The sequence below is a fragment of the Paenibacillus sp. NPDC056933 genome, from assembly GCF_042674385.1.
Classification (GTDB): domain Bacteria; phylum Bacillota; class Bacilli; order Paenibacillales; family Paenibacillaceae; genus Paenibacillus.
Window position 1 is genome coordinate 1,087,776 of record NZ_JBHUQN010000001.1, and the last position, 25,882, is coordinate 1,113,657.

27 protein-coding genes and 1 riboswitch are annotated in these 25,882 nt (G+C 46.4%); of the genes, 21 read left to right on the forward strand and 6 right to left on the reverse strand.

Translation table 11 applies throughout. The features are described 5' to 3' along the window. Positions 1 to 21: 21 nt before the first annotated feature. On the reverse strand, positions 22 to 1,242 hold the full coding sequence (locus tag ACFTRD_RS05005) for an NAD(P)/FAD-dependent oxidoreductase (RefSeq protein ID WP_379378002.1): 1,221 nt from the start codon (positions 1,240 to 1,242) through the stop codon (positions 22 to 24). A 101-nt stretch (positions 1,243 to 1,343) separates the two neighbouring features. Here ACFTRD_RS05005 and ACFTRD_RS05010 point away from each other — a divergent pair, with 101 nt between their 5' ends. From ACFTRD_RS05010 to ACFTRD_RS05040, 7 genes are all read left to right on the forward strand, one after another. Then, positions 1,344 to 1,577, forward strand: a complete 234-nt coding sequence (locus ACFTRD_RS05010; protein ID WP_379378003.1) for a hypothetical protein — start codon at positions 1,344 to 1,346, stop codon at positions 1,575 to 1,577. Between the two features lie 34 nt (positions 1,578 to 1,611). After that, on the forward strand, positions 1,612 to 2,007 hold the full coding sequence (locus tag ACFTRD_RS05015) for a spore coat protein (protein WP_379378004.1): 396 nt from the start codon (positions 1,612 to 1,614) through the stop codon (positions 2,005 to 2,007). Positions 2,008 to 2,166: 159 nt separating this feature from the next. Next, positions 2,167 to 2,667 carry an Lrp/AsnC family transcriptional regulator gene (locus ACFTRD_RS05020; protein ID WP_024628343.1) on the forward strand — a complete coding sequence of 167 codons (501 nt, stop codon included), beginning with the start codon at positions 2,167 to 2,169 and terminating at the stop codon, positions 2,665 to 2,667. Positions 2,668 to 2,680: 13 nt separating this feature from the next. Next, the gene (locus ACFTRD_RS05025) at positions 2,681 to 3,889 is read left to right on the forward strand and encodes an aminotransferase class I/II-fold pyridoxal phosphate-dependent enzyme (protein ID WP_192265490.1); all 1,209 of its coding nucleotides are present in this window, start codon (positions 2,681 to 2,683) and stop codon (positions 3,887 to 3,889) included. A 189-nt stretch (positions 3,890 to 4,078) separates the two neighbouring features. After that, a complete protein-coding gene (locus ACFTRD_RS05030) occupies positions 4,079 to 4,300 on the forward strand; it encodes an aspartyl-phosphate phosphatase Spo0E family protein (protein ID WP_323374397.1) in 222 nt (73 codons plus the stop codon). A gap of 159 nt (positions 4,301 to 4,459) precedes the next feature. After that, positions 4,460 to 5,011, forward strand: coding sequence for a type 2 periplasmic-binding domain-containing protein (locus ACFTRD_RS05035; protein WP_192265492.1), 552 nt, complete (start codon positions 4,460 to 4,462; stop codon positions 5,009 to 5,011). Between the two features lie 37 nt (positions 5,012 to 5,048). After that, positions 5,049 to 5,588 carry a bifunctional adenosylcobinamide kinase/adenosylcobinamide-phosphate guanylyltransferase gene (locus tag ACFTRD_RS05040; RefSeq protein ID WP_379378005.1) on the forward strand — a complete coding sequence of 180 codons (540 nt, stop codon included), beginning with the start codon at positions 5,049 to 5,051 and terminating at the stop codon, positions 5,586 to 5,588. Positions 5,589 to 5,684: 96 nt separating this feature from the next. Here the strand turns inward: ACFTRD_RS05040 and ACFTRD_RS05045 are convergent, their stop codons facing one another. Then, positions 5,685 to 6,296 carry a DedA family protein gene (locus ACFTRD_RS05045; protein ID WP_379378006.1) on the reverse strand — a complete coding sequence of 204 codons (612 nt, stop codon included), beginning with the start codon at positions 6,294 to 6,296 and terminating at the stop codon, positions 5,685 to 5,687. Between the two features lie 137 nt (positions 6,297 to 6,433). Between ACFTRD_RS05045 and ACFTRD_RS05050 the strand changes: the two genes are divergently transcribed. The 8 genes from ACFTRD_RS05050 to ACFTRD_RS05085 all read left to right on the forward strand — a co-directional run bounded on the left by ACFTRD_RS05050 (position 6,434) and on the right by ACFTRD_RS05085 (position 14,021). Next, complete coding sequence (locus tag ACFTRD_RS05050; RefSeq protein WP_379378007.1) at positions 6,434 to 7,015, forward strand: cob(I)yrinic acid a,c-diamide adenosyltransferase; 582 nt, start codon at positions 6,434 to 6,436, stop codon at positions 7,013 to 7,015. Continuing rightward, complete coding sequence (locus ACFTRD_RS05055; protein ID WP_379378008.1) at positions 7,012 to 7,995, forward strand: RluA family pseudouridine synthase; 984 nt, start codon at positions 7,012 to 7,014, stop codon at positions 7,993 to 7,995. Before ACFTRD_RS05050 ends, ACFTRD_RS05055 begins: the two co-directional genes overlap by 4 nt. 377 nt (positions 7,996 to 8,372) lie before the next feature. After that, positions 8,373 to 8,738, forward strand: coding sequence for an arsenate reductase family protein (locus tag ACFTRD_RS05060; RefSeq protein WP_379378009.1), 366 nt, complete (start codon positions 8,373 to 8,375; stop codon positions 8,736 to 8,738). Positions 8,739 to 9,155: 417 nt separating this feature from the next. Continuing rightward, positions 9,156 to 10,049 (forward strand): 5'-3' exonuclease, encoded by an 894-nt coding sequence (locus ACFTRD_RS05065; RefSeq protein ID WP_192265505.1) that lies wholly within the window; start codon positions 9,156 to 9,158, stop codon positions 10,047 to 10,049. Positions 10,050 to 10,054: 5 nt separating this feature from the next. Continuing rightward, the gene (locus ACFTRD_RS05070) at positions 10,055 to 11,161 is read left to right on the forward strand and encodes a phosphodiester glycosidase family protein (protein ID WP_379381189.1); all 1,107 of its coding nucleotides are present in this window, start codon (positions 10,055 to 10,057) and stop codon (positions 11,159 to 11,161) included. A 29-nt stretch (positions 11,162 to 11,190) separates the two neighbouring features. Then, positions 11,191 to 11,886 carry an MOSC domain-containing protein gene (locus ACFTRD_RS05075; RefSeq protein ID WP_379378010.1) on the forward strand — a complete coding sequence of 232 codons (696 nt, stop codon included), beginning with the start codon at positions 11,191 to 11,193 and terminating at the stop codon, positions 11,884 to 11,886. A 72-nt stretch (positions 11,887 to 11,958) separates the two neighbouring features. Further along, complete coding sequence (locus tag ACFTRD_RS05080; RefSeq protein ID WP_379378011.1) at positions 11,959 to 12,837, forward strand: ROK family protein; 879 nt, start codon at positions 11,959 to 11,961, stop codon at positions 12,835 to 12,837. Positions 12,838 to 13,019: 182 nt separating this feature from the next. Beyond that, positions 13,020 to 14,021: an HRDC domain-containing protein gene (locus tag ACFTRD_RS05085; RefSeq protein ID WP_379378012.1), complete on the forward strand. Its 1,002-nt coding sequence runs from the start codon at positions 13,020 to 13,022 to the stop codon at positions 14,019 to 14,021. A gap of 116 nt (positions 14,022 to 14,137) precedes the next feature. Here ACFTRD_RS05085 and corA read toward each other — a convergent pair whose 3' ends face one another. Continuing rightward, positions 14,138 to 15,073 carry a magnesium/cobalt transporter CorA gene (gene corA, locus ACFTRD_RS05090; RefSeq protein WP_379378013.1) on the reverse strand — a complete coding sequence of 312 codons (936 nt, stop codon included), beginning with the start codon at positions 15,071 to 15,073 and terminating at the stop codon, positions 14,138 to 14,140. Positions 15,074 to 15,527: 454 nt separating this feature from the next. After that, positions 15,528 to 15,653, forward strand: a riboswitch (SAM riboswitch). Positions 15,654 to 15,849: 196 nt separating this feature from the next. On the opposite strand from corA, the gene metA reads away from it, so the two are divergent. The 6 genes from metA to ACFTRD_RS05120 all read left to right on the forward strand — a co-directional run bounded on the left by metA (position 15,850) and on the right by ACFTRD_RS05120 (position 22,789). Continuing rightward, on the forward strand, positions 15,850 to 16,767 hold the full coding sequence (gene metA, locus ACFTRD_RS05095; protein ID WP_192265518.1) for a homoserine O-acetyltransferase MetA: 918 nt from the start codon (positions 15,850 to 15,852) through the stop codon (positions 16,765 to 16,767). A gap of 24 nt (positions 16,768 to 16,791) precedes the next feature. Then, on the forward strand, positions 16,792 to 17,979 hold the full coding sequence (locus tag ACFTRD_RS05100; RefSeq protein ID WP_379378014.1) for an aminotransferase class I/II-fold pyridoxal phosphate-dependent enzyme: 1,188 nt from the start codon (positions 16,792 to 16,794) through the stop codon (positions 17,977 to 17,979). After that, positions 17,972 to 19,165, forward strand: a complete 1,194-nt coding sequence (locus tag ACFTRD_RS05105) for a trans-sulfuration enzyme family protein (protein WP_379378015.1) — start codon at positions 17,972 to 17,974, stop codon at positions 19,163 to 19,165. The genes ACFTRD_RS05100 and ACFTRD_RS05105 overlap by 8 nt, the downstream gene beginning before the upstream one ends. A gap of 241 nt (positions 19,166 to 19,406) precedes the next feature. Then, entirely contained in the window at positions 19,407 to 20,543 is a 1,137-nt protein-coding gene (gene mqnC, locus ACFTRD_RS05110) for a cyclic dehypoxanthinyl futalosine synthase (protein WP_192265525.1), read from the forward strand. Between the two features lie 258 nt (positions 20,544 to 20,801). Next, positions 20,802 to 21,779, forward strand: coding sequence for an aldo/keto reductase (locus ACFTRD_RS05115; protein WP_379378016.1), 978 nt, complete (start codon positions 20,802 to 20,804; stop codon positions 21,777 to 21,779). Next, positions 21,776 to 22,789 (forward strand): zinc-binding alcohol dehydrogenase family protein, encoded by a 1,014-nt coding sequence (locus tag ACFTRD_RS05120; RefSeq protein ID WP_379378017.1) that lies wholly within the window; start codon positions 21,776 to 21,778, stop codon positions 22,787 to 22,789. The genes ACFTRD_RS05115 and ACFTRD_RS05120 overlap by 4 nt, the downstream gene beginning before the upstream one ends. A gap of 113 nt (positions 22,790 to 22,902) precedes the next feature. Here ACFTRD_RS05120 and ACFTRD_RS05125 read toward each other — a convergent pair whose 3' ends face one another. The 3 genes from ACFTRD_RS05125 to ACFTRD_RS05135 form a co-directional block, all read right to left on the reverse strand. Next, positions 22,903 to 23,808 (reverse strand): YitT family protein, encoded by a 906-nt coding sequence (locus ACFTRD_RS05125; protein WP_379378018.1) that lies wholly within the window; start codon positions 23,806 to 23,808, stop codon positions 22,903 to 22,905. A 110-nt stretch (positions 23,809 to 23,918) separates the two neighbouring features. After that, positions 23,919 to 25,157 carry a cation:proton antiporter gene (locus ACFTRD_RS05130; protein WP_113051643.1) on the reverse strand — a complete coding sequence of 413 codons (1,239 nt, stop codon included), beginning with the start codon at positions 25,155 to 25,157 and terminating at the stop codon, positions 23,919 to 23,921. Positions 25,158 to 25,161: 4 nt separating this feature from the next. After that, entirely contained in the window at positions 25,162 to 25,656 is a 495-nt protein-coding gene (locus tag ACFTRD_RS05135; protein WP_192265535.1) for a cation:proton antiporter regulatory subunit, read from the reverse strand. Positions 25,657 to 25,882: the final 226 nt, after the last annotated feature.

Sequence of the window (25,882 nt, forward strand, 5' to 3'; positions counted from 1 at the left end):
TTTGGAACCGTATTTTTGGTTTTAGACGGGAGAGGGTTTACTCGTTCTGGTTAAGGAGAAAAGTTCCAGATCCTTACTCTCGTTACCTGCTATAGCGTTTGTCAGAAGGGAAGCAGCAATCATGCTGTATACGGTACCATTACCACCATATCCCTCCAGGAAGTAGGAATGCGGGTATTCCGGATGTGGTCCAATATACGGAAGACCGTCATGTGTATCACCAAAAGTTGCTTCCCAAGCATAATCAATTTCGAGATCTGACAGTGGAAAATACTCCGCGACTTTCTTCAACAGAGCTTGTCCTCTGTTCAGAGCTCGAATAGGTCGCTGGTCTTCACGAGGGGTTTCTTCATCAAGACCTCCGGCAATAATCCTGCCATCCGGTGTTGTCCTCATGTATAGATAAGGACGAGACGTTTCCCAAATCAAGCTTTGCTCGTACCAACTGCTTAGATCCTTCACTGGTTTGGTCGCAATTGCATAAGTACTCTGTAGATAGGCGCCGCGGTCATTTTTGATCTCCTGCGTTTCATAACCTACGGAGAAAATTACATTATTAGCTCTGATAGTACCAGTGGAGGTATAACAGACTACGCCATCTTCCATAAAGTCACAGTGTGTCATTTCAGTCTGTTCGAATATGCGAGCGCCCTTTTGTACAGACGAATGAAGAAGAGAATGGACCAATCGGTAAGGATTGACTTCAGCATCCCCATATGTATATAAAGCTGCTGCACGGCTAAATGGGAAATGACTCTCAATCTTCTGCCGATTCCACAGCTCTACGTCGAATCCATATCGTCTTAGGGTATTGTACTCCTCTTCCAGCTTGATCACATCGTCTTCTGTGCTGGCACAATATAGACTCGTGCGAGGGACAAAACATGGATCTATCTCAAGTTTGGACACGATTTCCGTTAACTGCAACATCGCATAGCGGCACAATTCATAAAATCTCACCCCTTGTTGTTCACCAAAAGTATTAATGCATGAGGTAAGTGTTTTGTCATTGGTATACTGAAGCAATCCCGCGTTAGCCAAGCTGCTCCCAGTTCCTACTTTTCTTTTGTCAATGACAATCGTGTTTATTCCTCTCTCTGTCAAGAGTTTGGCGGAGAGCGCTCCTCCTATACCTCCTCCGATAATCAAGGTATCACAGGAGAGATTTGTTTCGAGAACGGGATAACTCGAATTCGATTGTAATGTGGTTGGCCAGAATGGATTGCCATTAATAAGTTCCATAGGATTCACCTCGGTTGGGATGGAATTGATGAGTATACTTTTACAGGACAAGGTTACAATAAATTCGCATAAACTTTTGAGCAAGGAGGATGAAATAGCACATGCAGAACAATCAAATGCAAGCGCTGAGTCCGAAAGAATTGAACTATATAGCGGATTCAATTTCTAATGAAGAACTGCTAATCAAGCAGTGTGCAGCAACAGCTTCCATCACACATAACCCGCAGATCCAACAGGCACTGAATCACTACGCTCGTTCTCATGAACAGCACCTTAACACACTTGTTAACGCTCTGCAGCATCATCAATCTATTGCACCGACACAATCACAGTAATTGAAGCTTAAACTAACGTATTGGAGGGAACCGTGTGTATTCTCAATCTTTATCAACTAACGGATCTTTTATGCAGGAGCAGGATTTATTAAAGTCGATTCTTGCAGATTTAAGACGAACGGCGCGTGAGTATACGACAGCCACAACTGAATCTTCCTGTCCGAATATACGCCGGATGTTCACAGATTTGACCAATGATACGCTTCGTCTGCAAGGTGAATTGTTCAGTGTGATGCAGCAGAACAATATGTATTCGGCAGGGTCAAAGGCACTAAGACAGGATGTGGACAAGCAGATTCAATCTGCTCAACAGACTCAACAGAGATGCCAGCAATTCATTCAGGAAAAGAACACGCAGTCCAGTCCCTACAGTCAGGCCCCCAATGTGCCACAGCATCAGGCGAATTACGGTAACCCTTATTACATGTAGCCTTTGTAATTATGGTTTGATGCAGGCGACTGTTACAGACCATACCACCGCTTGCCCGAATTCAGGGCGAGCGGTTTTTGTCTTTGCATGATCGTTGAATTCATGTAATATAAGTATTAATTCATTTTCAGGAACCTGGATGACGCTGGAGGGAAAGACATGAAGGATTTGAACGATCTGCAATTAAAAGTTCTGGATTTGTTGAAGGAAGACGCGAGAAGGACTCCCGCACTGCTGTCGACGCTGCTGGGGGAGTCGGAAGATAAGATCAAGAATGCTGTGGCACAGCTTGAACAGGATCACGTTATTGTGAAATACGCAACCGTCGTGAACTGGAGCAAGATCGATGATGAGAAAGTAACGGCCTTGATTGAAGTACAAATTACGCCAGAGCGTGGTCGTGGGTTTGAAGGAATTGCTGAACGTATCTATCTGTATCCGCAAGTGAAATCGGTATATCTCATGTCAGGCGCATATGATTTGCTCGTCGAAGTAGAAGGTGGCAATCTGCGTGAAGTCGCTAATTTTGTATCGGAGAAATTGTCTCCGATTGACTCTGTGCTCTCAACCAAAACGAATTTTATTCTTAAAAAATATAAGCAGGACGGGATTATCTTTGAGGACCATCAGGAAGACAACCGTCTCATGATCTCGCCGTAAAGGAAGATGCGTCATGATAGTGAATGAACAGACAACAGGAAACAACAAGAAAATGACTTCGTATCTGGCTCCTTTGGTTCAACAGATACCCCCATCTGGCATACGCAAGTTTTTTGATCTGGTCGGTGACAACAAGGACATCATCACACTGGGTGTAGGTGAACCGGACTTTGTAACCCCATGGCATATGCGTGAAGCGTGTGTATACTCACTCGAAAGAGGCATGACCAGTTACACATCCAATGCCGGAATGCCGAAACTAAGGGAAGCCATTAGTGATTATCTGGACACGCAGTTTGATACCAAATATGATCCCAAAGATGAGATTATTGTTACCGTTGGTGGCAGTGAGGCCATTGATCTAGCCTTGCGTGCATTAATCGTACCTGGAGACGAAATTTTGATTCCGGAGCCTTCGTATGTAGCTTATTCACCAATCGCTTCGATTGGTGGAGGTATACCGGTTGGTGTAGAAACCTATGCGAAGGATCAGTTTAAACTGACTGCCGAAGCGCTGGAAGCAGGGATTACGCCAAAGTCCAAGGTCGTTATTCTTTGTTATCCAAGTAATCCGACAGGTGCCATCATGACCTATGAAGAATGGCTGCCTATTGCGGAAGTAATCAAAAAACATGACCTGATCGTCATTGCGGATGAGATTTATGCGGAGTTAACGTATACGCAAAAGCATGTTAGCTTTGCTTCGATTCCGGATATGAAGGAACGGACTATTTTGGTCAGCGGGTTTTCCAAGGCTTTTGCAATGACCGGATGGCGGATCGGGTATATGTGCGGACATCCCGAACTGATTGCAGCCATGCTCAAGATTCATCAGTATACCGTGATGTGTGCACCTGCCATGGGACAGGTGGCTGCACTTGAAGCATTGACGAATGGTTTGGGTGAGAAGGACAGAATGGTCGAATCCTACAACCAGCGCAGACGTCTGATTGTGCAGGGTTTTCGGGATATTGGACTGGACTGTCATGAACCGCAGGGCGCATTTTATGCATTTCCGAGTATTCAGAAGACAGGGCTGAGTTCCGATCTGTTTGCTGAACGCTTGTTAACGGAAAATAAAGTGGCTGCCGTTCCTGGTAATGTATTTGGTCCCCAAGGTGAAGGGTTTCTTCGCTGTTCTTATGCGACATCTGTGACCCAGCTGAATGAGGCTTTGGAACGAATCGGAAGCTTTGTTTACAAATTGCAAAAAGAGGGTTAATAGGAAGTGGAAGCTTGAAAAGATGTGAACGTTCTTCAAATTAGAAAAAAATAACTTTCTTTTACAAAATATTGTGATATAATTTCAATTTGAAATAAGTTTTTCTTGTATTTGGAAACTAATTTTTCCAAGGAGGGGTTGGCTTTGTTTTGTGTTGAATATGATTTACCGACTAATCGTGGGCATTATTTGGCAGAAGGCGATCATGGCGACCGATGGTCGGTGAAACCGGATCACGCATCTTTGCATAACGTTTCCTTGGAAGATGAGATCCATATGCTACGCCGCAAGATGGAACAGATATTTCTTGAAGAGAAATCATTTACATCCGATATTGTAATTGAAATCAGCAGTTTGCTGGATTTGAAGATTAATGAATACATGAAAGCTAATCCAATTAAAGGGAAATGATGTTTCCGTTATATCGAAACGTTACGCTTACTGATTGGAAGAAGACCCTGAGGGGTCTTTTTTTTTTTTGATCAGTGGAATTTCTTTAATCCCGGGTTTATTTTTTTGCGTGGAACAATTGTGATATATTGTACATAGGAGATTAAAGGGGGAACTGGAATGAAGAGATTTTGGGGGCTTACCGCAATCATTTCTATGATTATTTTGCTCGCAGGCTGTGGCGGTAAGGATGGTTTTACCATTTTTATTATTGACAACCAAGGAAATCCATCTGTGATCTCGGAACAATTGCAAGCTAATTTGCAGCAGAAGTTGGGCGAGGCGCCTAAAGTAGAGGTTATCACCAGCGCGATGTATGATGTTCAGAAAATTATGGTCGAGTATGCGGCAGGAGGGCATGACATTTTTATTTTGCCTGAGACGGATATGAAGCAATACGGAAGCAATGGATCCAATGTTCCGCTGGATGACACGTTTGATCCGAAGAAGTATGAACGTGGCGTGTTTGACGGTGGGGTACTGGTTGAGAAAGGTGAGGGAGATGAAGGTTCAGATATCAAAAAAGAATCACATCTCTATGGCATTCCGCTGGAAGACATGCAAATGTTCAAGGATGTAGATTATGCCGCCCAAAATCTGTTTGCTACCATTCCGGTGTCAGCCGCCAATGTCGAAGAATCCAAGAAAGTGCTGAAGGCGCTGACAGAATAAATGCACCATAGTCGGGTTACTGAAGGAGGGGAGCGGATTGCTGATTACGGTCACAGGCGGCATAGGCAGTGGTAAAACCCGATTTGCGCTTGGTTACGCAGCCCGGATCAGCCGGGAGGGCATCTATTTATCCACTGGTGATCATGATCCCGTGATACCCGAATTACCATCCGCTCATTATCGTGCCATTCAGGCTGGGAACGGCCAGCACCTGACGGAGGTGCTTCACCAGATCAATCGGGAATCCAATCTCTTCCTGGCAGATCAACGCATTGTCATTGTAGATAGTCTGACAGCGTGGATGGCGGCAGGTTTCAGGGCAAGTGATGACCTAGATCATCAGCGTCTTGAGACACAGTTATTGCTGGACGCTCTGTTGTCTTATCAGGGTAAGTTATTGGTTATCACGAATGAAATGCATGGTTCTCTGTATCCTTCTGAGGAAGAACGAATCTTTGCAGCAAGAATGGCATCGGTTAATCGCGCGCTGCAGAAACATTCGGAACAGATGTACATACTGGTCTCAGGCTTGGCTGTAGACCTCAAGGCTCAGAAGATGCGATATGAAGATTGGTAGTGTTTAAAGGATGGACGAGCTTAAAGAAGAAGCCTCCTAACCACAAAAATCGTGGTAGGAGGCTTTATCTTATAAGGGTAATATGTGGCAATCTCTTTATTTTCGAGTTTTACTTCGTCTGACCCACCAGATTATACAGCCAATAACAATAATCGCCAGCAATATATATACGACCAGAGAGTATACGTCCATAAAGTGCAGGATACTCTCCCATGATGCACCGAGTGCCGCTCCAACGGAGACGAGGATAATATTCCAGGCGAGCGTACCAATGGTTGTGAAAAGAAGGAATAAGCCAAATTTCATGTTGGACATGCCAGCAGGAATGGAGATTAGGCTTCGAACAAGCGGTACCATGCGACAGAATAGTACGGTCCACATTCCATATTTGTCAAACCATGCGTCAACACGGTGAATATCTTCTTTTTTGATCCGCAGAATATGACCCCAACGTTCAACAATCTTCTCCAGTCGATTGACGTCAATCAGTAATCCGATCCCGTATAATATGACAGCACCAAGGACAGAACCAATAGTAGCTGCAATAATAACACCGGGAAGGGTTAGGCTGGTATAGGTGGTCATGAAGCCGCCAAAAGGTAAAATGATTTCGGAGGGGATGGGGGGGAATACGTTTTCCAGAGCAATAATGAGTGCAATGCCTATGTAGCCGTATTGTTCCATGAAATCGGTTATCCAGTTTTGCATAATCGTCTCCTCTACTTTTGGTTTGCAAGGATTTGTCGTATACTCGGCAGAGTACACCAATTCATATATACGTGTGAAACTATCACTGGTTTCTGAAAAATAAGATGCGAATGATATTAACAATAGGAGGGGCTAGAATGGGTATATACACACGAACAGGTGACGAGGGACAGACATCGGTCATCGGGGGACGGGTTATCAAAGATGATGATCGAGTAGAAGCGTACGGTACAATTGATGAGCTGAATTGTTTCGTTGGACAAGCCATCAGTTTTATAGATCAAGCGAATGGGAAATTTGAAGATCTGCGTGAACATTTGCTTGAAATTCAGCAGGAATTGTTCGATTGCGGGTCCGATCTCGCCTTTGTGAGAATCAGCGAAACCAAATATAAAGTACGGGATGACATGGTTACCCGGCTGGAGCAATGGATTGATCAATATGATGCGGAGAATCCGAGAGTGGAACGGTTTATTTTGCCTGGGGGGAGTTTACTCTCGTCCACCTTGCATGTCTGCCGTACGGTATGTCGCCGTGCTGAACGTCGCGCTGTAACACTGGGGCAACATACGGATATCAACCCTTCCGTGCGTCGTTACCTGAATCGTCTGTCGGATTATTTCTTCGTTGTTGCACGGACCGCCAATGCGAGACAACAGGTGGCGGACATTGAGTATGTGCGGAGCAAAAAAGTATTCCGCCGCCAAGATAAAGAATGAGCGGTTATTATTCACCGCTTGCCTACACAGTTACCGAACATGAAGACGGCTGGCTGCTGAAGACCGTGCTTCAACGCCGTCTCCAGGTTTCGCGCAAGCTTCTGTCGAGAATCAAACTCACAGAGCAGGGAGTTATGCTTAATGGAGAACGTGTATACATTAGCGTCAAAGTATCTGCAGGAGACGTTGTTGAAGTTCGAATGGAGCAGGAAGAGTCGGATGATATTTTGCCTGAACCGATTCCCTTTTCAATACTGTATGAAGACGAGCACTTGCTGATCGTGAACAAGGATTCTGGAATCATTGTACATCCAACACATGGACACTATACAGGTACCCTTGCGAATGGGGTTGTCCATTATTGGAAGTCCAAAGGCGAACGATTCCGGTTTCGGCCGATTCATCGACTGGATCAGGAAACCTCTGGTGTGCTGGCCATTGCGAAAAATCCGTACGTTCATCAGCATGTCTCTGAACAGATGATCGCAGGAACAGTGGATAAACAATATATTGCCTTTGTGCACGGTTGTCCTGCCCAGATAGATGGCGCCATAGATGGTCCAATTGATCGTGACCCCGAGGAGCCGCATCGTCGAATCGTAACACCTGTCGGTTATCCAGCCAGAACGTTATATACAACTGTCACCCGCTGGGCAGAAGGTAGCGCTAGTGCGGTAAATCTGAAGTTGGAAAGTGGCAGAACCCATCAGATCCGGGTACACATGACATCGATCGGTTGCCCTTTAATTGGCGATCGGATGTACAAGACTCTTCCCATACATGAGATTGATGAACAAACTCTGGCTGTTCGGAAAGAACGAGACACTTGGATTGATCGTCAGGCATTACATGCATGTGAGCTGGCGTTTGACCATCCTGTTTTACAGAAACGAATGACATTCCACGCGCCTTTGCCAGCAGATATGGCTGCACTTGAGGCACGTTTGGATGCTGAGGCAGCTCCAAGAGAAACGTTTTAAAATGCTGTCAAGAGCCTGGCGATTTGCGCATGCAGTACCTTAGTGCACGGTCCCCTGCTATATATCAACGTTAGTTAGTTAATCCCTTGTAAGGGATGCAAAGTGCACCCGAACAAAACGCCGTAGGCTAATATTTAAGGTAGTAGGTTGTAAGGTTGTAAGGTTGTAAGGTTTTAAAGTTTTTATGTATTTATGTATTATGGTTTTTGATCCTAAAATGATATAGGCGAATGAATATTTTTCTCATTCGCAAGAAGGTTTAAAGTTACATTGCGATGGTATCGGTTTGGAGCGACTTTTGGATTTGCGAAGCTAACCAAGGGAAGCGAGAAATCGATACCGGAGCAACACCGGGCAAACTAGGAGGATTAGTAACGATGAGTAATCTGAAAGTATATCAATATGCCAAATGCGGCACCTGCCGCAAAGCGGTAAAATGGCTTGAAGCTCAGGGACATGAGTTGGAGTTAATTCCTGTTTTTGATACTCCCCCGACCGAAACGGAATTAACCGACTTGATTCAGAAGAGCGGACTTGAAGTGAAGAAGTTCTTCAATACGAGTGGAGAAGTGTACAAGGAGCAGCAATTGAAAGACAAGCTGCCGGGGTTGTCCGTAGAAGAACAGATTCGTTTGCTGGCTTCCAATGGTCGACTGATCAAGCGTCCAATCGTTACGGATGGGGAAAAAGTGACTGTCGGATTCAAGGAAGATACGTATGAGCAAGAATGGAACAACGCTTAAATCGGAGGTAATTGGTGCAGTTTACCATTTCTTTGATTATTTAAATGAATCAAGGTCGAAGAAGGCTCTGAATGTTCAAAATTCAGGGCTTTTTTGGCTGGTCGATGGTTGGCGGAACTATGCTATAATGATAGAATTAGTTCGATATTTTATTTGCTATAGAAACTTAGCTAAAGATTTACACGAGAACGGAGAGGACAGAAATAACCTGAGGAAGCGGAGCTAAAAGCTTTCTAAAAGAAAGCTCCGTCGGAAGCATACACTTCGCCTTTATCTACGGATTTTCCATTTGGAAAAGGGAATCAAAAGAATCTGGGGATAACAGCGATCAGAAGGTTGTTCTGTCATCGGAGTGGCAAGTGTAAATATTCTTTAGTTCAATTTCTATGGAATCAGGACAGGAGAGAATAATTTCAAGTGAATCAACGTAATGAACCTACTTTGTTGCTGGTAGACGGTATGGCGGTGTTGTTCCGTGCGTTTTATGCGACATCTGCAAGCGGATATATCAGACGTACAAAGGCAGGAGTGCCTACCAATGCAGTATACGGATTTATCCGTTATTTCTGGGATGCGGTTCAGACCTTTGGGCCAAGTCATGTCGTATGCTGCTGGGATATGGGAGGCAAGACGTTTCGCGGTGAAGAATATGCAGCGTATAAGGGGAACCGTCCGGAAGCTCCTAATGATCTGATTCCCCAATTTGCTCTGATTCGCGAAGTGATGGATAGTTTGGGCATTCCGAATATTGGCGCTCAAGGATACGAAGCCGATGATTGCATCGGTACACTTGCTAAATATTATACGGAGCAGACGGACATGAATGTGATGGTACTTACGGGTGACCACGATATGCTGCAACTCATTGATGACCGCACCAGCATTATTATTATGAAAAAAGGTCATGGCAATTATATGGTGTACACGCCTGAATCCCTAATGACGGAGAAACAGCTGACGCCTCGTCAAGTGATCGACATGAAGGGTCTGATGGGTGATGCCAGTGACAATTATCCCGGAGTACGGGGCATTGGTGAGAAAACGGCTCTGAAGCTTGTACAGGAGTATGGCTCCATTGAAGGAATTCTGGACAATATGGACAAGCTTACCCCTTCGGTACGTAACAAGATTGAGAATGATCTCGACATGCTTCATCTGTCACGCAAACTGGCAGAGATTCACTGTGCTGTTCCAGTCGCCTGTGAACTGGATGTATGTGAATTGCGGCTTGATCCGGATATGGTGATGGACAAGTTCGAACAACTTGAGATGAAGAGCCTGGGCTCTTGGATGGGAGTGGCAATAGGGTGAGCAGTATGCAGACAAAACGGACGGGCAAGAAGTGGTGGACAGGGGCTATGGCCCTCGTCCTGGCTTTGCCTGTAATCCTTTCGGGAGCGGTAAGTGCTCCACAGACAGCGGATGCCAAAGCGGCAATTAGCACCAAAGTGCAGAACGTAAAAGCAGCAGGACGCAGTTTTACCGTGCAGACGGTCAGTATTCCAAAGGGTACACCAGTTACCGTAGGATTGGCGAAGAAGCAAGTTGGTCAGACCGCAACTTTACCTTCAATAGTTAAGGCTTATGGCGCACAAGCGGCTATTAACGGAGCATTTTTTGAAGCCTATAACGGAGCACCAGATCCATACGGCATGTTGATAGCAAATGGCAAGGTTATACATATTGGAAGATACGGAACAACGATTGGATTTAAGGAAGATGGATCAGCCATCATGGATTCGCTTCAAGTGAGCCTGACGGGGAAGGTTACAGACACGCAAGGCAAGTCCCGCAGCTGGTATGCGACCTTTATCAATCGAACACCTTCTGCAAATGCGAGCATTACGATGCTGTATACACCAGAACGAGGCTCCACGGTTGGGTTCAAAGGAGGAACGGCGGTTGTGATGGAGAAAGGGATTGTCACGAAGAAAGTGCCTAACACCAATGTAGCCATTCCGAAGAATGGCTCGGTGCTGGTCTTCACGGGTAATCAGAAATCTTCTTCGGACCGCTTTACTGTAGGTTCAACCGTAGAAATGAACTACAAATACACCAATGCAGCAGGCAAGGAGATTCCTTGGGGAGATGTAGTCACTGCTGTGGGAGCAGGGCCGCGTCTGGTGAAAGACGGCAAAGTTGCCGTGAGCCCAGCGAGTGAGGGATTCAAGGATACCAAAATCCTGAATGCCTCCGGCGCAAGAAGTGGTATTGCCATTATGGCCGATGGTTCGGTTATGCTGGCTACTGTTTCGGGAGCGACGATCAAGGAATGGGCAGCGGTCATGCAGAAGCTCGGAGCCAAACAGGCGATGAATCTGGATGGGGGTGCATCTTCGGGCATGTATGCTGGAGGTAAGATGCTTACGTCCCCGGGCCGTTTGTTAAGTAATACGCTTGTTTTTGGTGGCTCTGTTCGTTAAAAGAAAGCTATTATGGGAGGTTGGGTCAGATGACACTCACACATAACCGGAAGCCAGATGAAAGCAAAACGGCTGTATTAGCCGTAAACGTGGGCAAACCCCAGGCATTGCCTGGCCAGAAGCGTGAAGTGATGAGCGGCATTGTGAAACATCCCGTATCCGGCCCGGTCTTCCTGTCATTTACCGGAATGACAGGGGATGCCCAGGCAGACCTGGAGCATCATGGTGGGCCGGATAAGGCGGTTTGTGTATACGATTACAGTCGTTATGCGGCGCTCGAAGAACTGATGAATCGCAAGCTCGACTGGGGAGCCTGCGGGGAAAATCTGACGGTTGAAGGCTGTAGGGAAGATGAAGTCCGAATTGGCGATGTGTACGAGTTAGGGGAAGCGACCGTACAGGTCAGCCAGCCAAGACAGCCCTGTTTCAAGCTTGGTGCAAGGTATGACTACAAGGAGCTTCCTGTTTATTTTCAGGATAGCGGACATACCGGATTTTATTTTCGGGTATTGCAAGAAGGCGAGGTAACTCCTTCTGCGGTATTCAGACGAATCAGCACCGATCCTGCATCGCTGACCATTCTTGATGCCAATCGAATTATGCATCAGGGAAAACAGGACTTCATGGGTATGCGTACTTTACTGGCCATCCCAACGCTATCCGACAGCTGGAAGCAGACCTTATTGAAGCGTCTGACCAAGCTTGAAAGTGAGCAACAGGGTTAAGCCAAGGGGTTGTTCAGAGAAACCGATGGGAATTCCATTTTAATTTTAAACTGACTTGGGAGTGTGACTAACATGACGATTTTAGGCGCAATTGAAGCTGGAGGCACCAAATTTGTATGTGGAATTGGTACGGAAAAAGGGGAAGTGCTTGAACGCGTAAGTTTTCCAACGACGACACCGGAAGAGACAATGGCTCAGGTGATTGCTTTTTTTGAGGGTAAAGGAATTGAAGCGTTAGGTGTGGGTTCGTTTGGTCCGATTGATCCCATTGAAGGAAGTCCGACATATGGCTACATCACGACAACACCCAAACCGCATTGGGGTCAGTACAATATGATTGGCAAGCTTAAGGAACACTTTGATGTACCGATGACGTTTGATACGGATGTGAATGGAGCTGCACTCGGGGAAGCGACTTGGGGTGCTGCACAGGGGCTGGAGAGCTGTCTGTATATCACTGTTGGAACGGGCATTGGTGCAGGAGCTGTTGTAGGTGGCAAAATGGTTCATGGATTGTCTCATCCAGAGATGGGACATATCATTGTGCGCAGACATCCCGAGGATACATATGAAGGATTCTGTCCGTATCATGGGGACTGTCTGGAAGGGCTTGCGGCCGGTCCCGCCATCAACAAACGTTGGGAGCAACCAGCGTACGAACTGCCTGCTGATCACAAGGCCTGGGAGATGGAAGCTCATTACCTGGCGCATGCCCTGATGAATTACGTATTGATTCTCACTCCGCAGAAAATTGTAATGGGCGGTGGTGTGATGAAGCAGGAGCACCTGTTCCCGATGATTCGTAGCAAATTGCAGGAATTGCTCGCTGGTTATGTTCAGCATCCGGCACTTCAATCCGACATTGACCAGTATGTCGTTTCTCCAGGACTTGGTGATAATGCGGGGCTGTGTGGTTCGCTTGCACTGGCCAAGTTGGCATTGAACAAGTAAAAGGATTTACAATCTAATGGTTGACGAATTTTTCCATTGTGGTAATATATGAGCAACAGCATAGCACGGTTGATGAGGAAGCACCTCTCTTGCATGGATTTTGCAGGAGAGGTGTTTTTTGTGCTGTCTTGAAACAGCATGATCAGACTTTGCGAAGCTGAACTTTTGAAGGAGGGACAGAAATGGAAGTCATTTTTATGAACAGATTATCTCGAATTTCAGGTATGGATGAAGAGCAGGCCCAGTTATGGATTGGTGAAGAGGAAGGATCATGGCACCTGGGTTGGAGTCGCTATGAGGAAGGTGACCGAGAGGATGTGATCTGGTACGAAGGCAGTTCGTGGGATGAGTTACTACATGTATACCGTCATCAGCTAGCCATACAGATGAAAGATGGATACCGTCCATTGCTCCAGGGTCTGTTCCATGAGAATGAAGACCCGAAATCACGCAGTTATAGTGGTCAGCGTCTTCAATGTTACAGTGAATTGGTTAACAATGAGGAGTTGTATACGGATCTCTGTACTTGGCGGAGGAAGAGAGCAGCATCAGACCGGAAAGCCCCGTATTTTATTGCAACGAACCGTCTGTTGCGCATGATAAGTGCATTTGTACCGCAAACCATGGAAGAGTTGATGCAGCTGCCTGGTGTGGGCGAGAGCAAAGCTTCCGAGTACGGGGCAGAATGGCTGGAACTGACAAACGGCTTGGAACGTTCCACATCTTTTCCGTTGGACTGGGTGTATACAGCTCTGAAGGAACAAGATTATGAGAGCTGGCTTTACAAGCAGAGAGAGCAGAAATACAAGCAGGAGCTCGACCGATTTACCACACGCAAGCAGGTGCTTGAAGGCATGAAGGAAGGACATACGCTGGAGGAAATCGTGAATCGTTCCGGATTGTCCCGGCGGGAGCTGATTGAATTGCTGGAAACATTGGATCTGGAGGGGTATGATACAGACTGCCTGCTGGATGCAGAGCTGGCCGTAATGCCTGAACAGGAACAAGAGGCGGTATGGAGCGCCTACGAAGAGCTGGGAGATACGTTTCTGAAGCCCGTGTTACATAAAGTGTATGGAGAAGAGAAGCCCGGCGGAGGCAGTCTGGAGCAGGTCTATGAAAGGTTGCGCATGATTCGAATTCGTTTCCGTCGCCACACAGAGACGGAGCAACACGCGGGCTAGAGTGGGGACAATGGGGTAATCAGTAGGTCTAATCGTACTAAAATACAATAAATAAAAAAGACGAGGCGCTTCTCCGAATGGAGGGCTTCGTCTTTTCAGCTTTGGTCTGTGGCAGTTTAAACCCAGTCTTTCTTGCGGAAAATAAAGAACATGCTCAGACCCAGAGTAACCATTAATCCGATGACAACAAAATAACTATACTTCCAGTGTAGCTCAGGCATGTTGTCGAAGTTCATTCCATAAATACCGGTAATGACCGTCAGTGGCATGAAGACTGTGGTAATCGCGGTAAACACGCGCATGATTTCATTCGCTCGGTTGGCAATACTCGATTGGTAAGCTTCTCGCAAGTTGCCCATCAGGTCGCGATACGTCTCAAAGGTTTCGGATATCTTCACAGCATTCTCATAAATGTCACTGAAGTATTTTTGCAGCTGATCATCGATGAGACGCAGGTCTTTTTTGTTTAGGGTGTTAATGACCTCTTTCTGAGGTCCCAGCACTTTCTTGAGCCACAAAATCTCACTGCGCAGCCCGATGATCTCATTCAAATGAGACTTTTTGGTGTGCATCAGGATATCTTCCTCAAGCTTCTCAATCCGTGCTTCAATCCGGTCACCGACTGTGAAATAATTATCAACAATCAAGTCCACGAGGAGGTACAGCAGCCGATCCGGGGTGCTGATTTCCTGTTCCCATAGTATCGGTTTCAATGTCCGTAATTCACTGACTTTCTGTTTCGTAACACTGATAATAAAATGTCTTCCAAGGAACAGGTTGACGGCACGCAAAAAAATCTCTTCATCATCGAAACGAATGCTATTAATGACAATAAAATAATGGCTCTCATAAATTTCAATCTTCGGACGTTGTTCTTCGTCACTCAAGCAGTCTTCCACTGCCAGATCATGCATTAAGAACAGCGGTTGAAGTACCGCCAAATCGTCTACATCCGCATCAATCCAGTAAAATCCCTCCGCTGGTGGAGTCAGCGCCTGCTGAATGTCGTCCACCGGGATAAATACACCGTTGTTTACCAACCGGATTTTCATTGTTTATCTACTCCTTCTGCACCCGCCAAGCTGGCGGATTTTTATCAATTTGGGCGCAAAAAAGAAGAGATCAGCCGGTCGGCAGCGGAGCCTGGAGATCAGGACTGCGTTCGCTCTATATACAAACGGAAGTAACGTCCCGCTGCCGGCATGCTGATGTCAATTCTCTATGCAGTTTGTAGGAACTCGGCTGCCAGTCGGGCCTCGGGTCGCCATCCATTGAATATGTCACCTCTCACATAAGGGTTTATAACACTTGTTTAGTATACCGCTGGTACAGGGTGCTTTCAAGCGCAAAAATGTGTCGATTTCGCGCCCTGGAGCAGTGTATGACAACGGAAGTTGATCGGTTCCGGGTCCAGAGGTGAAGACTATGAACTGCATCTTGACGTGAGTGGATTAATGTTTTAAAGTAGACGGTGAACCATTTTAAATTACAATTGAATACAGCGAAATCTTATCAAGAGTAGGTGGAGGGACTGGCCCGATGAAACCCGGCAACCGGCGGTATATCCGTACGGTGCTAATTCTTGCAGCGACCAAGTGTCCATGTGGCACTGTTGTAACTGAGAGATGAGAGAGGCGCATATCTATTTACATATGACCTTTCTCGGAATCCGAGGAAGGTCTTTGTTTTATATGCCCCGACTTCTCAGCAGTGATTTTCGCTACGGAACTTGAGCTTGTCACTTGATGTAATGGCATCCAGCGCCTGAAGGCAAGCTCATGGCAGCCCATGCTGCATCTATCTATGCACAAGGAGGAGTTTGAACAACATGCCGATCAAAATACCAGACACCCTGCCAGCCAAGGAAGTGCTCGCAGGAGAAAACATCTTTGTCATGGACGAAACATCTGCTTATAAGCAAGATATTCGTCCGCTCCGTATCGCTATATTAAACCTGATGCCTACAAAGGAAACGACAGAAACGCAATTGCTTCGTCTAGTCGGAAACACACCCATTCAGGTGGACATCGTTCTGGTGCATCCGAAATCTCATACATCCAAGAATACATCACAGGAATATTTGGACCTGTTCTACAAAACCTTTGACGAGATTGAACATCGCCGTTTTGACGGCATGATCATTACAGGTGCTCCTGTAGAGCAAATGGACTTCGAAGACGTGAACTATTGGAAGGAGATCCAGGAGATCTTCGAATGGACCAAAACCAATGTAACTTCGACCATGCATATCTGTTGGGCTTCCCAAGCGGGTTTATACCATCATTTTGGTGTTCCGAAAGTTCCACTGGATGAGAAATGCTTTGGCGTATTCTCACATACGATCAACAAATCCAATGTGCAGTTACTGCGCGGATTCGATGAAGTATTTAACGTTCCGCATTCTCGTCACACGGAAGTGCGCCGTGAAGATATTGAAAAGAATGATAACCTCGAAATTTTGGTTGAATCCGAGGAGGCTGGCATTTTTCTGGTCGCCACCAAAGACGGCAAGCAGATTTTTGTAACCGGACATGCCGAGTATGATCCGCTTTCATTGAAATGGGAATATGACCGGGATGCAGCCAAGGGAATGAATGTGGCTCTTCCTAAACATTATTTTCCGAATGATGACCCTTCCCGTGTCCCTCCGGCAACTTGGCGGGCACATGCAAACTTATTATTCTCTAATTGGCTCAATTACTATGTATATCAAGAGACGCCTTACGATATTGGACCGCAAATCTAATCGAGATCCCAGGAGGATGCAGCAATGGAAGATAACAAGTTAAAAATTGAAAGCCGATTGGCTCAAATTGGGTCCATCAATGAACCGGTAACGGGTGCCATTAATTTTCCAATCTATCAATCCACTGCGTTTCGCCACCCGAAGCTTGGACAGAGTACAGGTTTTGATTATATTCGTACGACGAATCCAACCCGTAAAGTGCTGGAAGAAGCAGCGGCAGCACTGGAATCCGGTGATGCCGGTTTTGCCTGTAGCTCCGGCATGGCTGCCCTGCAAACGATTTTTGCCCTATTTGGTCAAGGAGATCATCTGATTGTATCGCTGGACCTCTATGGTGGAACGTATCGTTTGCTTGAACGCATTTTATCCCGCTTCGGGGTAACGGCTAGTTATGTAGATACCAATGACCTTGAGGCTATGGAAAGTATTCGTCAGCCGAATACCAAAGCCGTATTTGTTGAGACACCGACCAATCCGCTGATGATGATTACAGATCTGGAAGCCGTTAGCTCCTGGGCCAAGAGCCACAATCTGCTGACCATTGTAGATAATACACTGCTGACTCCGTTCTTCCAGCGTCCAATTGAACTCGGCGCCGATATCATCATCCATAGTGCTACGAAGTATCTGGGTGGTCATAACGATGTACTTGCGGGATTAATTATTACAAAGGGGGAAGAATTGTCAGCAGAAATGGCATTTCTGCACAATTCCATCGGAGCAGTGTTGTCTCCAAGCGACTCCTATCAGCTGATGAAAGGCATGAAGACACTCGCTCTGCGTATGGAACGCCATGAGTATAATGCCTTGACGATTGCCAAGTACCTGTTGGAACATCCAGCTGTTGGTGAAGTGTACCATCCAGGTCTGTCGGATCACCCCGGATTTGAAGTACAGAATAAACAGTCCAGCGGAAACACTGGCATTTTCTCCTTCAAAGTAAAGGATGCTCGTTATGTTGAACCATTGCTGCGTCACATCAAGCTGATCGCTTTTGCGGAGAGTCTTGGTGGAGTCGAGTCGTTGATGACCTATCCTGCGGTACAGACCCATGCCGATATTCCGATTGAAATTCGCGATGCTGTAGGTGTGGATGACCGTCTGCTGCGCTTTTCTGTAGGGATTGAGCATGCCGATGATCTGATTGCCGATCTGGGAAATGCACTGTCAGCTGCACAACAGGAGATTGAAGGAGGAGTTCATCATGAGTGAACAAAATAACCATTCCAATAATCAGGAACGGAATGTTCATTCCGACCTGAAGTTCGAAACCAAGCTGCTGCATTTCGGTGACGAAATCGATAAAACCACAGGGGCTTCCAGCGTGCCCATCTATCAAGCCTCCACATTCCATCATTTTGATATTTTTAATCCGCCTCAACATGATTATAGCCGTTCGGGCAATCCGACTCGTCAGGCTCTGGAGGATTACATCACACTGCTTGAAGGCGGAGCACGTGGATTCGCTTATTCCTCTGGCATGGCTGCGATCTCCAGTGTGTTCATGATGTTCTCGGCAGGAGATCACATAATTGTGACGGAAGACGTTTATGGTGGCACATACCGCTTGCTAACGTCCATTCTCAGCCGGATGCAGATTGAAACGACATTTGTAGACATGACCGATATAGAGGAAGTAAAAGCGGCGATTAAGCCGAATACCAAGGCTGTTTATATGGAAACTCCATCCAACCCAACATTGCGAATTACGGATATCGCGGCCGTGACTTCCTGGGCGAAGGAACATGAGTTAATCTCGATTCTGGATAACACCTTTATGACACCTTATTACCAACGCCCGATTGAGCTTGGAGTGGATATTGTTGTACATAGTGCCACCAAGTTTCTTGGCGGACACAGTGATGTGCTGGCGGGGTTGGCCGTTGCCCGGACAGACTCCTTGGGAATACAATTGAAACAATTGCAGAATGGACTTGGTACGGTCCTTGGTGCTCAGGAATCCTGGCTGCTGATGCGTGGAATGAAAACCTTGGGTGCACGTATGGCACATAGTGAACAGAGCACAGCCAAGCTGGCAGCATGGCTTAGCGGACGCAGTGATATTACGGCTGTATTCTATCCTGGGCTGCTGGATCATCCAGGTCGTGAAGCTCATGAGCGTCAGTCAAGTGGTTACGGAGCTGTAGTTTCATTTGATGTTGGTTCGGGTGATCGGGCCAAGAAAGTACTTAACCGGGTGAAACTGCCAATTGTTGCCGTAAGTCTTGGTGCAGTGGAGAGTATCCTCTCGTACCCGGCGATGATGTCCCATGCGGCAATGCCGGCTGAGGTTCGTCGTGATCGTGGAATAACGGACGGATTGCTGCGCTTCTCCGTTGGCTTGGAAGACATTGATGATCTGATTGCTGATCTGGATCAGGCACTTCAGGAATCGTAGAATCAGAATGTGATGAACCACCGTGTTGAAGTATGCTGAAGCAAGATTGAAAACATAAGGATTGTAAAAATTTTTACTTGTTTTTAAAGCACCTATTCATAAGGTGCTTTTTTTCACATGTAACCTGTGTTACGATATGGGGAGTACAGAAATACGATGTTGCCACCAAAACTTTCATCGATATGAACAAGTTGGGACGGATCGTGATACTATTTTCTCTTCATGAGGGAGGCTTTTTACGATGAGTACGGTAGACCGTATCTTAGATAAAGCCCTTCGGGGCGAACGTTTGGATTTGGAAGACACGATTCAGCTATTTGAATCAAATGAAGTAGACAAAATCGGGGCCGCCGCCAATGTGATTGTAAAACGCATGCACCCCGAACCATACAGAACATTTGTCATTGGGCGTAACGTCAACTACACGAACGTGTGTGATGTGTACTGCCGTTTTTGTGCTTTCTATCGCAGACCGGGTTCTGAAGAAGGGTATGTACTTCCCGATGAACTCATTTTCCAGAAAATTCAGGAAACAGAAGATGTGAACGGTACGGAAATTCTGATGCAGGGTGGAACGAATCCGAACCTGCCGTTTAGCTATTACACTGATTTGCTCAAAGCAATCAAAGAGCGTTTCCCTAATATTACGATGCACTCTTTCTCCCCGGCTGAGATTATGAAAATGGTCGAAGTGTCCGATGGTCTTACTTTGGAAGAGGTTGTACGTGCAATCCACGAAGCGGGACTGGATTCCTTGCCAGGTGGTGGTGCCGAAATTCTGGATGACCGCACACGTCGCAAAATCAGTCGTCTGAAAGGTTCATGGCGCGACTGGATGGACGTTATGCAGACGGCACATCGGATCGGCATGAATACAACGGCAACGATGGTTATCGGTCTTGGTGAAACGATGGAAGAACGCGCACTGCATTTGCTTCGTGTACGTGAAGCTCAAGACGAGTGCATCGCGAACAAATACGATTCCGAAGGATTCCTGGCGTTCATCCCTTGGACATTCCAACCGGATAATACGAACCTGAAACTGGAGCGTCAGACACCGGAAGAGTATCTGAAAACGGTAGCGATTAGCCGACTCGTTCTCGATAATATCAAGAACATTCAATCCTCCTGGGTTACGATGGGACCTGAGATTGGCAAGAAATCACTTGAATTTGGCTGCAATGACTTTGGTAGCACCATGATCGAAGAGAACGTGGTGTCTGCTGCAGGTGCGACGTATAAAGTCAACATTGAATCGATTCTCCGGTTGATTCGGGAATCGGGCTACATTCCGGCACAGCGGAACACCAAATATGACATCCTGCGGATGTTTGATGAAGAGAACGCTGTTCATGAAGATTTTGTTATGCAGAACTAATTGCTATTATAAAACGATGTAATTCAATCCGATCCATTGAATCCATGCGATTACACTTAATAGGTTATGGATCTGAAGTCCGCTGGTTACTCCTTAATGGGGAAATCGGCGGGCTTTTTCATTTCGCATTTTCCCATCGTTGATACCAAGGTCATCAAACAGTACATATTACGCATTTGGCGATATTTTATATAGAAATTGAACTGTTACAATAAAAGGGCACTTGAGTAAGCAGACATGCTGGGAAGGGGCAATTTGATGAAAACAAGAGTACTTGGAAAGACGGGACTGAAAGTACCTGCATTAAGCTTTGGAGCTTCCTCACTGGGTTCCGTTTTTCGCGATATTGACCGAGGTGAGGGTATTCGTACAGTTCATGCTGCGGTTGATGCAGGGATGAATTATATAGATGTTTCGCCCTATTATGGATTAACAAAAGCTGAAGTTGTGCTTGGAGAAGCCCTTCGCAGTTTGCCGCGCAGCTCGTTTACGCTATCAACCAAGGCTGGGCGATATGGAGAGAATACGTTTGATTTTTCACGTAAGCGGATTCATGAAAGTGTACAGGAAAGCCTGAACCGCCTGCACACGGATTATATCGACATCCTGTTCCTGCATGACATTGAGTTTGTGCCGGCCGAAATCATTATTGAAGAAGCCTTCCCAACCTTGCTCCGCCTGAAAGAGAAGGGGGTAATTCGCTATGCAGGCATATGTGGATTGCCATTACCTTTATTCGAGAAAGTACTACCACAGGTCGATGCCGACGCCATCATTTCTTATTGCCATTATGCTTTGAATGATACTTCACTGCTCTCATTGCTTCCTCTTTTGGAAAAGAAAGATATTGGCCTTGTAAATGCTTCGCCACTTTCTATGGGCCTATTAAGCACAAGAGGGACTCCTGCCTGGCATCCGGCAGATGATCGCGTGAAGCAGGTCTGCTTGCAAGCCGCCCGGTACTGTATGGAACAAGGCAGTGATATTGCGAAGCTTGCCGTGCAGTTTGCGACAGCCAATGAACGGATTCCAACGACACTGGTCAGCAGTGCAAGCGAGCATAATATCCGCAACAATGCAGCCTGGTTGGAAGAACCACTGGATCAGGAACTTCTATCCGAGGTACTGCGTATTTTGGCTCCAATTCATAATGTGAGCTGGGCCAGCGGCCGACCTGAATACAACATCGAACATAACATGAAGCCAAAAGTATCAACAGAGGGGGAGCAGGAATGAGGGCTGTTGTATGTGAAGAAATCAATCGTTTGGTGCTCCGGGAGATGGATGAGCCCGAAAGAGCTGAGAATCAGGCATTGGTCTCCATCCGGCGGATCGGCATCTGTGGAACTGACTTGCATGCCTATAAGGGCAATCAGCCATTTTTCACCTATCCTCGTGTACTGGGCCATGAGCTAGCAGGGGTTATTGAAGAAATCGGACCCAATGAAGCGGGCCTGAAGCCGGGAGATCAGGTGAGTATTATTCCATATTTGCATTGTGGTCATTGTATCGCTTGCCGATCTGGGAAAACGAATTGTTGTGTGTCCATGCAGGTCATGGGCGTTCATGTGGACGGCGGCATGAGGGAGAGGATTGTTGTGCCTGTCTCCCATCTGATCCGGGCAGAAGGACTTACACTGGATGAAACTGCGATGGTGGAACCGCTCAGTATTGGTGCTCATGCGGTCAGAAGAGCAGCGATACGGCCTGGTGAACAGGTTGTGGTGATTGGAGCTGGACCCATTGGTCTTGGCGTAATGGCAATTGCCAAAGAGGCAGGGGCTCAGGTCATTGCCATTGATCGGAATATGGACAGGCTGGAACGTAGCCGCTCCTGGGCGGGAGTGGACTTCTTGGTTCAGGCCAATGAGCAAGCCGTACAGCAAGTATCCGAAATTACGAATGGGGACTATGCAACCACTGTTTTTGATGCAACAGGAAATGCACATTCGATGAATGAAGCCATCCAGTACGTGGCCCATAGCGGTCAATTAATTTTTGTTGGGCTGGTCAAAGCCGATATTTCCTTTCATGATCCTGAGTTTCACAAGCGGGAGATGAGTATTTTGGGCAGTAGAAATGCAACCCGAGAGGATTTCGAGCAGGTCATGTCGATCTTGCGGGAGAAGAAATGGAGCATGGATGATTACATTACACATCGGGCGAGTTTTGACCAACTTCCTGATTCTATCGACGTATGGTTAAGCCCGGATTCACATGTGGTGAAAGCGATAGTCGAGTTATAAGATATAAGGAAAAGCGGCAATTAACCAAAAAACTCTCTTTGATCCTCAATGAATGGTTAACATCCATAGGAATCAGAGAGAGTTTTTGTTTGCCTAGCCTATAGGAATCCAGACTATTTTTCCGGGTTCGTCACAATGCCTGCATGAGGATCAATATGACGCACAATGGATTTGAGCCAAATCATTTCGAGGAAATGAATCTCATAGTAGAGTGCTCCCGGAACGTGTTGGAACCATCCTTCGGTCAGAGCAGGGTGTCCTGAATTGGTTGGAGAATCAAATGTTCCAGGTTCACGGCGCAGCCGTTTGCGGACAGCTTTTTCAACTTGGGCGCTTTGTGTGGTTAAGATACATATTTTGCGCTTGGCTGTGAACCCTCGAAAAGCAATATACACCATTTCATAAGCAATGAGATAGGCGATTACTGAATACATCGCTTGATCCCAACCAAAGACAACACCTGCAGCGGTTAGAATTAACAAGTTGACCAGCATGATTATTTTTTCGATAAGCATCCGTTTTCCGCTAAACAGACGTTCTGGTGGACGGGAGGACGGATCACCGATTTCCAGCGTATCCAGTGTCCCGCCATATCGCACGACCAGACCGATTCCTAAACCGAGACATAATCCGCCAAACATGGCGGCAGTCAGCGGGTGCTCGACTAGCGGCGGCATGGGATGAAGCACAATGGCTCCAATCGAAAAGACAACCAAACCCAGAACAGTGACCAGTACGAATTTCTTTTGCACGAGTCGGTAGGACAGAAAAATAAACGGAACGTTAAACAAAAACAGAAACAAACCAATCCTCATTTCGGTCCAGTGAGCGAACAACGAGGAGATACCCGTAATGCCCCCAATAATGATTTTATTGGGATGTAAAAACAATTCAAGTCCCACGGAGGCCAGAATTCCACCCGCAATCACAAATAATAAATTCAACATGCGACGGGTAGATGACCATCTGGTCTTGGCGGCTTGTGGCACCGGATTAGCCGATATCAGAGGTGCTTTCATAGGTCATCCTCCTTAGTGCGGCTTTCGTGCCATTCTCCCTGGGTTAATCACAGAAAGATCGGCGGTAGAGCCGCGAGTACGAACGTTGTCTGTTCTGAACAGACAGGGGGTTATCCTTCTTTCTGAAGTACCTTCGGCTCTTCTTTCTTTTTCCGAGGATCTTTAAACTTAAATATTTTATCCAATAATCTAAACACGTGTTTGGATTCTTTCGTTAATAACGGTCCAAGGATGGCCAGAATGAGCACATATAATGCGGCAAACGGCTGCAACAGCGGCAGAAGTCCTCCGGCTTTACCCATGTTGGCCATAATGATGGAGAATTCACCACGTGACACAATGGTCAAACCGATATTGGCTGATGCTTTCGGTGATAAACCTGCACTGCGTCCAGCGAGCATGCCTGCAAGGAAATTCCCGAATAGTGTGAGCACAACTGCGATCAACGCAAGCCATACGGCTTCGCCACCAAGAGATAGCGGATCGATGGACAGTCCAAAGCTGAAGAAGAAGACCGCGCCGAAGAAATCACGGAATGGCAAAATCAAATGTTCAATCCGTTTTGCATGCTCCGTCTCGGCCAGAACCAAACCAACAAGCAAGGCCCCAATCGCTTCTGCGACATGAATGGTTTCAGAGAATCCGGCTACAAGGAACAATGCACCGAAAATCACAAGGGAGAATAACTCATTGGAGCGAATCTTAAGAACTTTGTTGAGCAACGGTGTCGCTTTACGTCCAAGGATAATGACAATGAGCATGAATCCAAGCGCGATGAGTGCCGATACAATGACGCCTCCGATGGAGGATGAATCACTGAGCACAAGTCCAGACAAGATGGAGATATATACTGCGAGAAACACATCTTCAAACATGATAATACCCAGAATCATTTCCGTTTCCGGATTGGCCGTTCGTTTGAGATCAACGAGTACTTTGGCGACGATGGCACTGGATGAAATTGTTGTGATACCGGCGATGACAAGAGCTTCTGCAGCAGGGAAACCGGAAGCAAATCCGAAAATCAATCCCAGCGTAAAGTTAATCCCAATATAAATGGAGCCGCCGACGGCAATGGATTTACCCGATTTGATCAGACGACCAACCGAGAATTCCAGGCCGAGATAAAAGAGAAGGAACAGGATACCGATGCGGCCCATAAATTCAATAAACGGCTGACTTTCGATGAAGCGGAAATCCAGATGCCAGATCTTCATAGCATGTGGTCCAACGGCCATCCCGATCAAGATGTAAAATGGAACGACCGAAAATCTCAGTTTTGCGGATAATAGTCCGGCCGCTGCAATGAGCACAAGCGCCAGACCCACTTCGAATATCAAATGATCCATCGACTCACCCCCTTCCGGTCAGGAGGAGGGATTTGAATAGCTTTTGCTGATTGCGTTCGCCAACAGCTACAACCGTGGATTCTGCACTAATCACTACCTCCGGACCGGGGCTGATATGTTTTTTGTGATTCTTCTCTACAACGGCAATAACCGTTGCCCCTGAGTTTTGACGAACATCCAGTTCACCAATCGATTTACCGATACATCCGTAGGATGGCTCGATTTTGTACCATTCGATAATGAGGTCATCAAACGTTACTTCAATATTTTCAAGCTGCTTTGGTTTATAGGTCAATCCACCAACAATGGCAGCAATCTGTCTTGCTTCATAGTCATCAAGCGTAATCATGGAGATGCTTTGGTCCGGATCTTCGTATTCAAAATGATACATTTCCCGGCGGCCATCATCGTGAATAATGACAATAATTTTATCTCCACTGCTCGTTTCAATCTGAAATTTCTTGCCGATTCCCGGCAAATCTGTTTCGCGTACATCCATGGATAGTATGCCTCCTTAAATTGAAGGCTGCCACAGAAGACAGGCTTATTTCCCGAAAATAGAATGATCTGCTGCTCTAAGGAACATTAAATGATGCGGGCAAACAGAGCCAGGTGCTCCTGACATACAGCCTTGTGTTTGGAATTTTTGCTGAAAATGGGTATAACAAAATAATGGTTATTAACTAGGTGTTATTTTATGAAAATGGGTTGATATCTTACATTAG

Excerpts from the sequence above, each read along its gene's own strand:
- ACFTRD_RS05005 (WP_379378002.1), bottom strand. The coding sequence starts at position 1,242 with ATGGAACTTATTAATGGCAATCCATTCTGGCCAACCACATTACAATCG.
- ACFTRD_RS05010 (WP_379378003.1), top strand. The coding sequence starts at position 1,344 with ATGCAGAACAATCAAATGCAAGCGCTGAGTCCGAAAGAATTGAACTAT.
- ACFTRD_RS05020 (WP_024628343.1), top strand. The coding sequence starts at position 2,167 with ATGAAGGATTTGAACGATCTGCAATTAAAAGTTCTGGATTTGTTGAAG.
- ACFTRD_RS05025 (WP_192265490.1), top strand. The coding sequence starts at position 2,681 with ATGATAGTGAATGAACAGACAACAGGAAACAACAAGAAAATGACTTCG.
- ACFTRD_RS05035 (WP_192265492.1), top strand. The coding sequence starts at position 4,460 with ATGAAGAGATTTTGGGGGCTTACCGCAATCATTTCTATGATTATTTTG.
- ACFTRD_RS05045 (WP_379378006.1), bottom strand. The coding sequence starts at position 6,296 with ATGCAAAACTGGATAACCGATTTCATGGAACAATACGGCTACATAGGC.
- ACFTRD_RS05050 (WP_379378007.1), top strand. The coding sequence starts at position 6,434 with ATGGGTATATACACACGAACAGGTGACGAGGGACAGACATCGGTCATC.
- ACFTRD_RS05055 (WP_379378008.1), top strand. The coding sequence starts at position 7,012 with ATGAGCGGTTATTATTCACCGCTTGCCTACACAGTTACCGAACATGAA.
- ACFTRD_RS05060 (WP_379378009.1), top strand. The coding sequence starts at position 8,373 with ATGAGTAATCTGAAAGTATATCAATATGCCAAATGCGGCACCTGCCGC.
- ACFTRD_RS05070 (WP_379381189.1), top strand. The coding sequence starts at position 10,055 with ATGCAGACAAAACGGACGGGCAAGAAGTGGTGGACAGGGGCTATGGCC.
- ACFTRD_RS05075 (WP_379378010.1), top strand. The coding sequence starts at position 11,191 with ATGACACTCACACATAACCGGAAGCCAGATGAAAGCAAAACGGCTGTA.
- ACFTRD_RS05080 (WP_379378011.1), top strand. The coding sequence starts at position 11,959 with ATGACGATTTTAGGCGCAATTGAAGCTGGAGGCACCAAATTTGTATGT.
- ACFTRD_RS05085 (WP_379378012.1), top strand. The coding sequence starts at position 13,020 with ATGGAAGTCATTTTTATGAACAGATTATCTCGAATTTCAGGTATGGAT.
- corA (WP_379378013.1), bottom strand. The coding sequence starts at position 15,073 with ATGAAAATCCGGTTGGTAAACAACGGTGTATTTATCCCGGTGGACGAC.
- metA (WP_192265518.1), top strand. The coding sequence starts at position 15,850 with ATGCCGATCAAAATACCAGACACCCTGCCAGCCAAGGAAGTGCTCGCA.
- ACFTRD_RS05100 (WP_379378014.1), top strand. The coding sequence starts at position 16,792 with ATGGAAGATAACAAGTTAAAAATTGAAAGCCGATTGGCTCAAATTGGG.
- ACFTRD_RS05105 (WP_379378015.1), top strand. The coding sequence starts at position 17,972 with ATGAGTGAACAAAATAACCATTCCAATAATCAGGAACGGAATGTTCAT.
- mqnC (WP_192265525.1), top strand. The coding sequence starts at position 19,407 with ATGAGTACGGTAGACCGTATCTTAGATAAAGCCCTTCGGGGCGAACGT.
- ACFTRD_RS05115 (WP_379378016.1), top strand. The coding sequence starts at position 20,802 with ATGAAAACAAGAGTACTTGGAAAGACGGGACTGAAAGTACCTGCATTA.
- ACFTRD_RS05120 (WP_379378017.1), top strand. The coding sequence starts at position 21,776 with ATGAGGGCTGTTGTATGTGAAGAAATCAATCGTTTGGTGCTCCGGGAG.
- ACFTRD_RS05125 (WP_379378018.1), bottom strand. The coding sequence starts at position 23,808 with ATGAAAGCACCTCTGATATCGGCTAATCCGGTGCCACAAGCCGCCAAG.
- ACFTRD_RS05130 (WP_113051643.1), bottom strand. The coding sequence starts at position 25,157 with ATGGATCATTTGATATTCGAAGTGGGTCTGGCGCTTGTGCTCATTGCA.
- ACFTRD_RS05135 (WP_192265535.1), bottom strand. The coding sequence starts at position 25,656 with ATGGATGTACGCGAAACAGATTTGCCGGGAATCGGCAAGAAATTTCAG.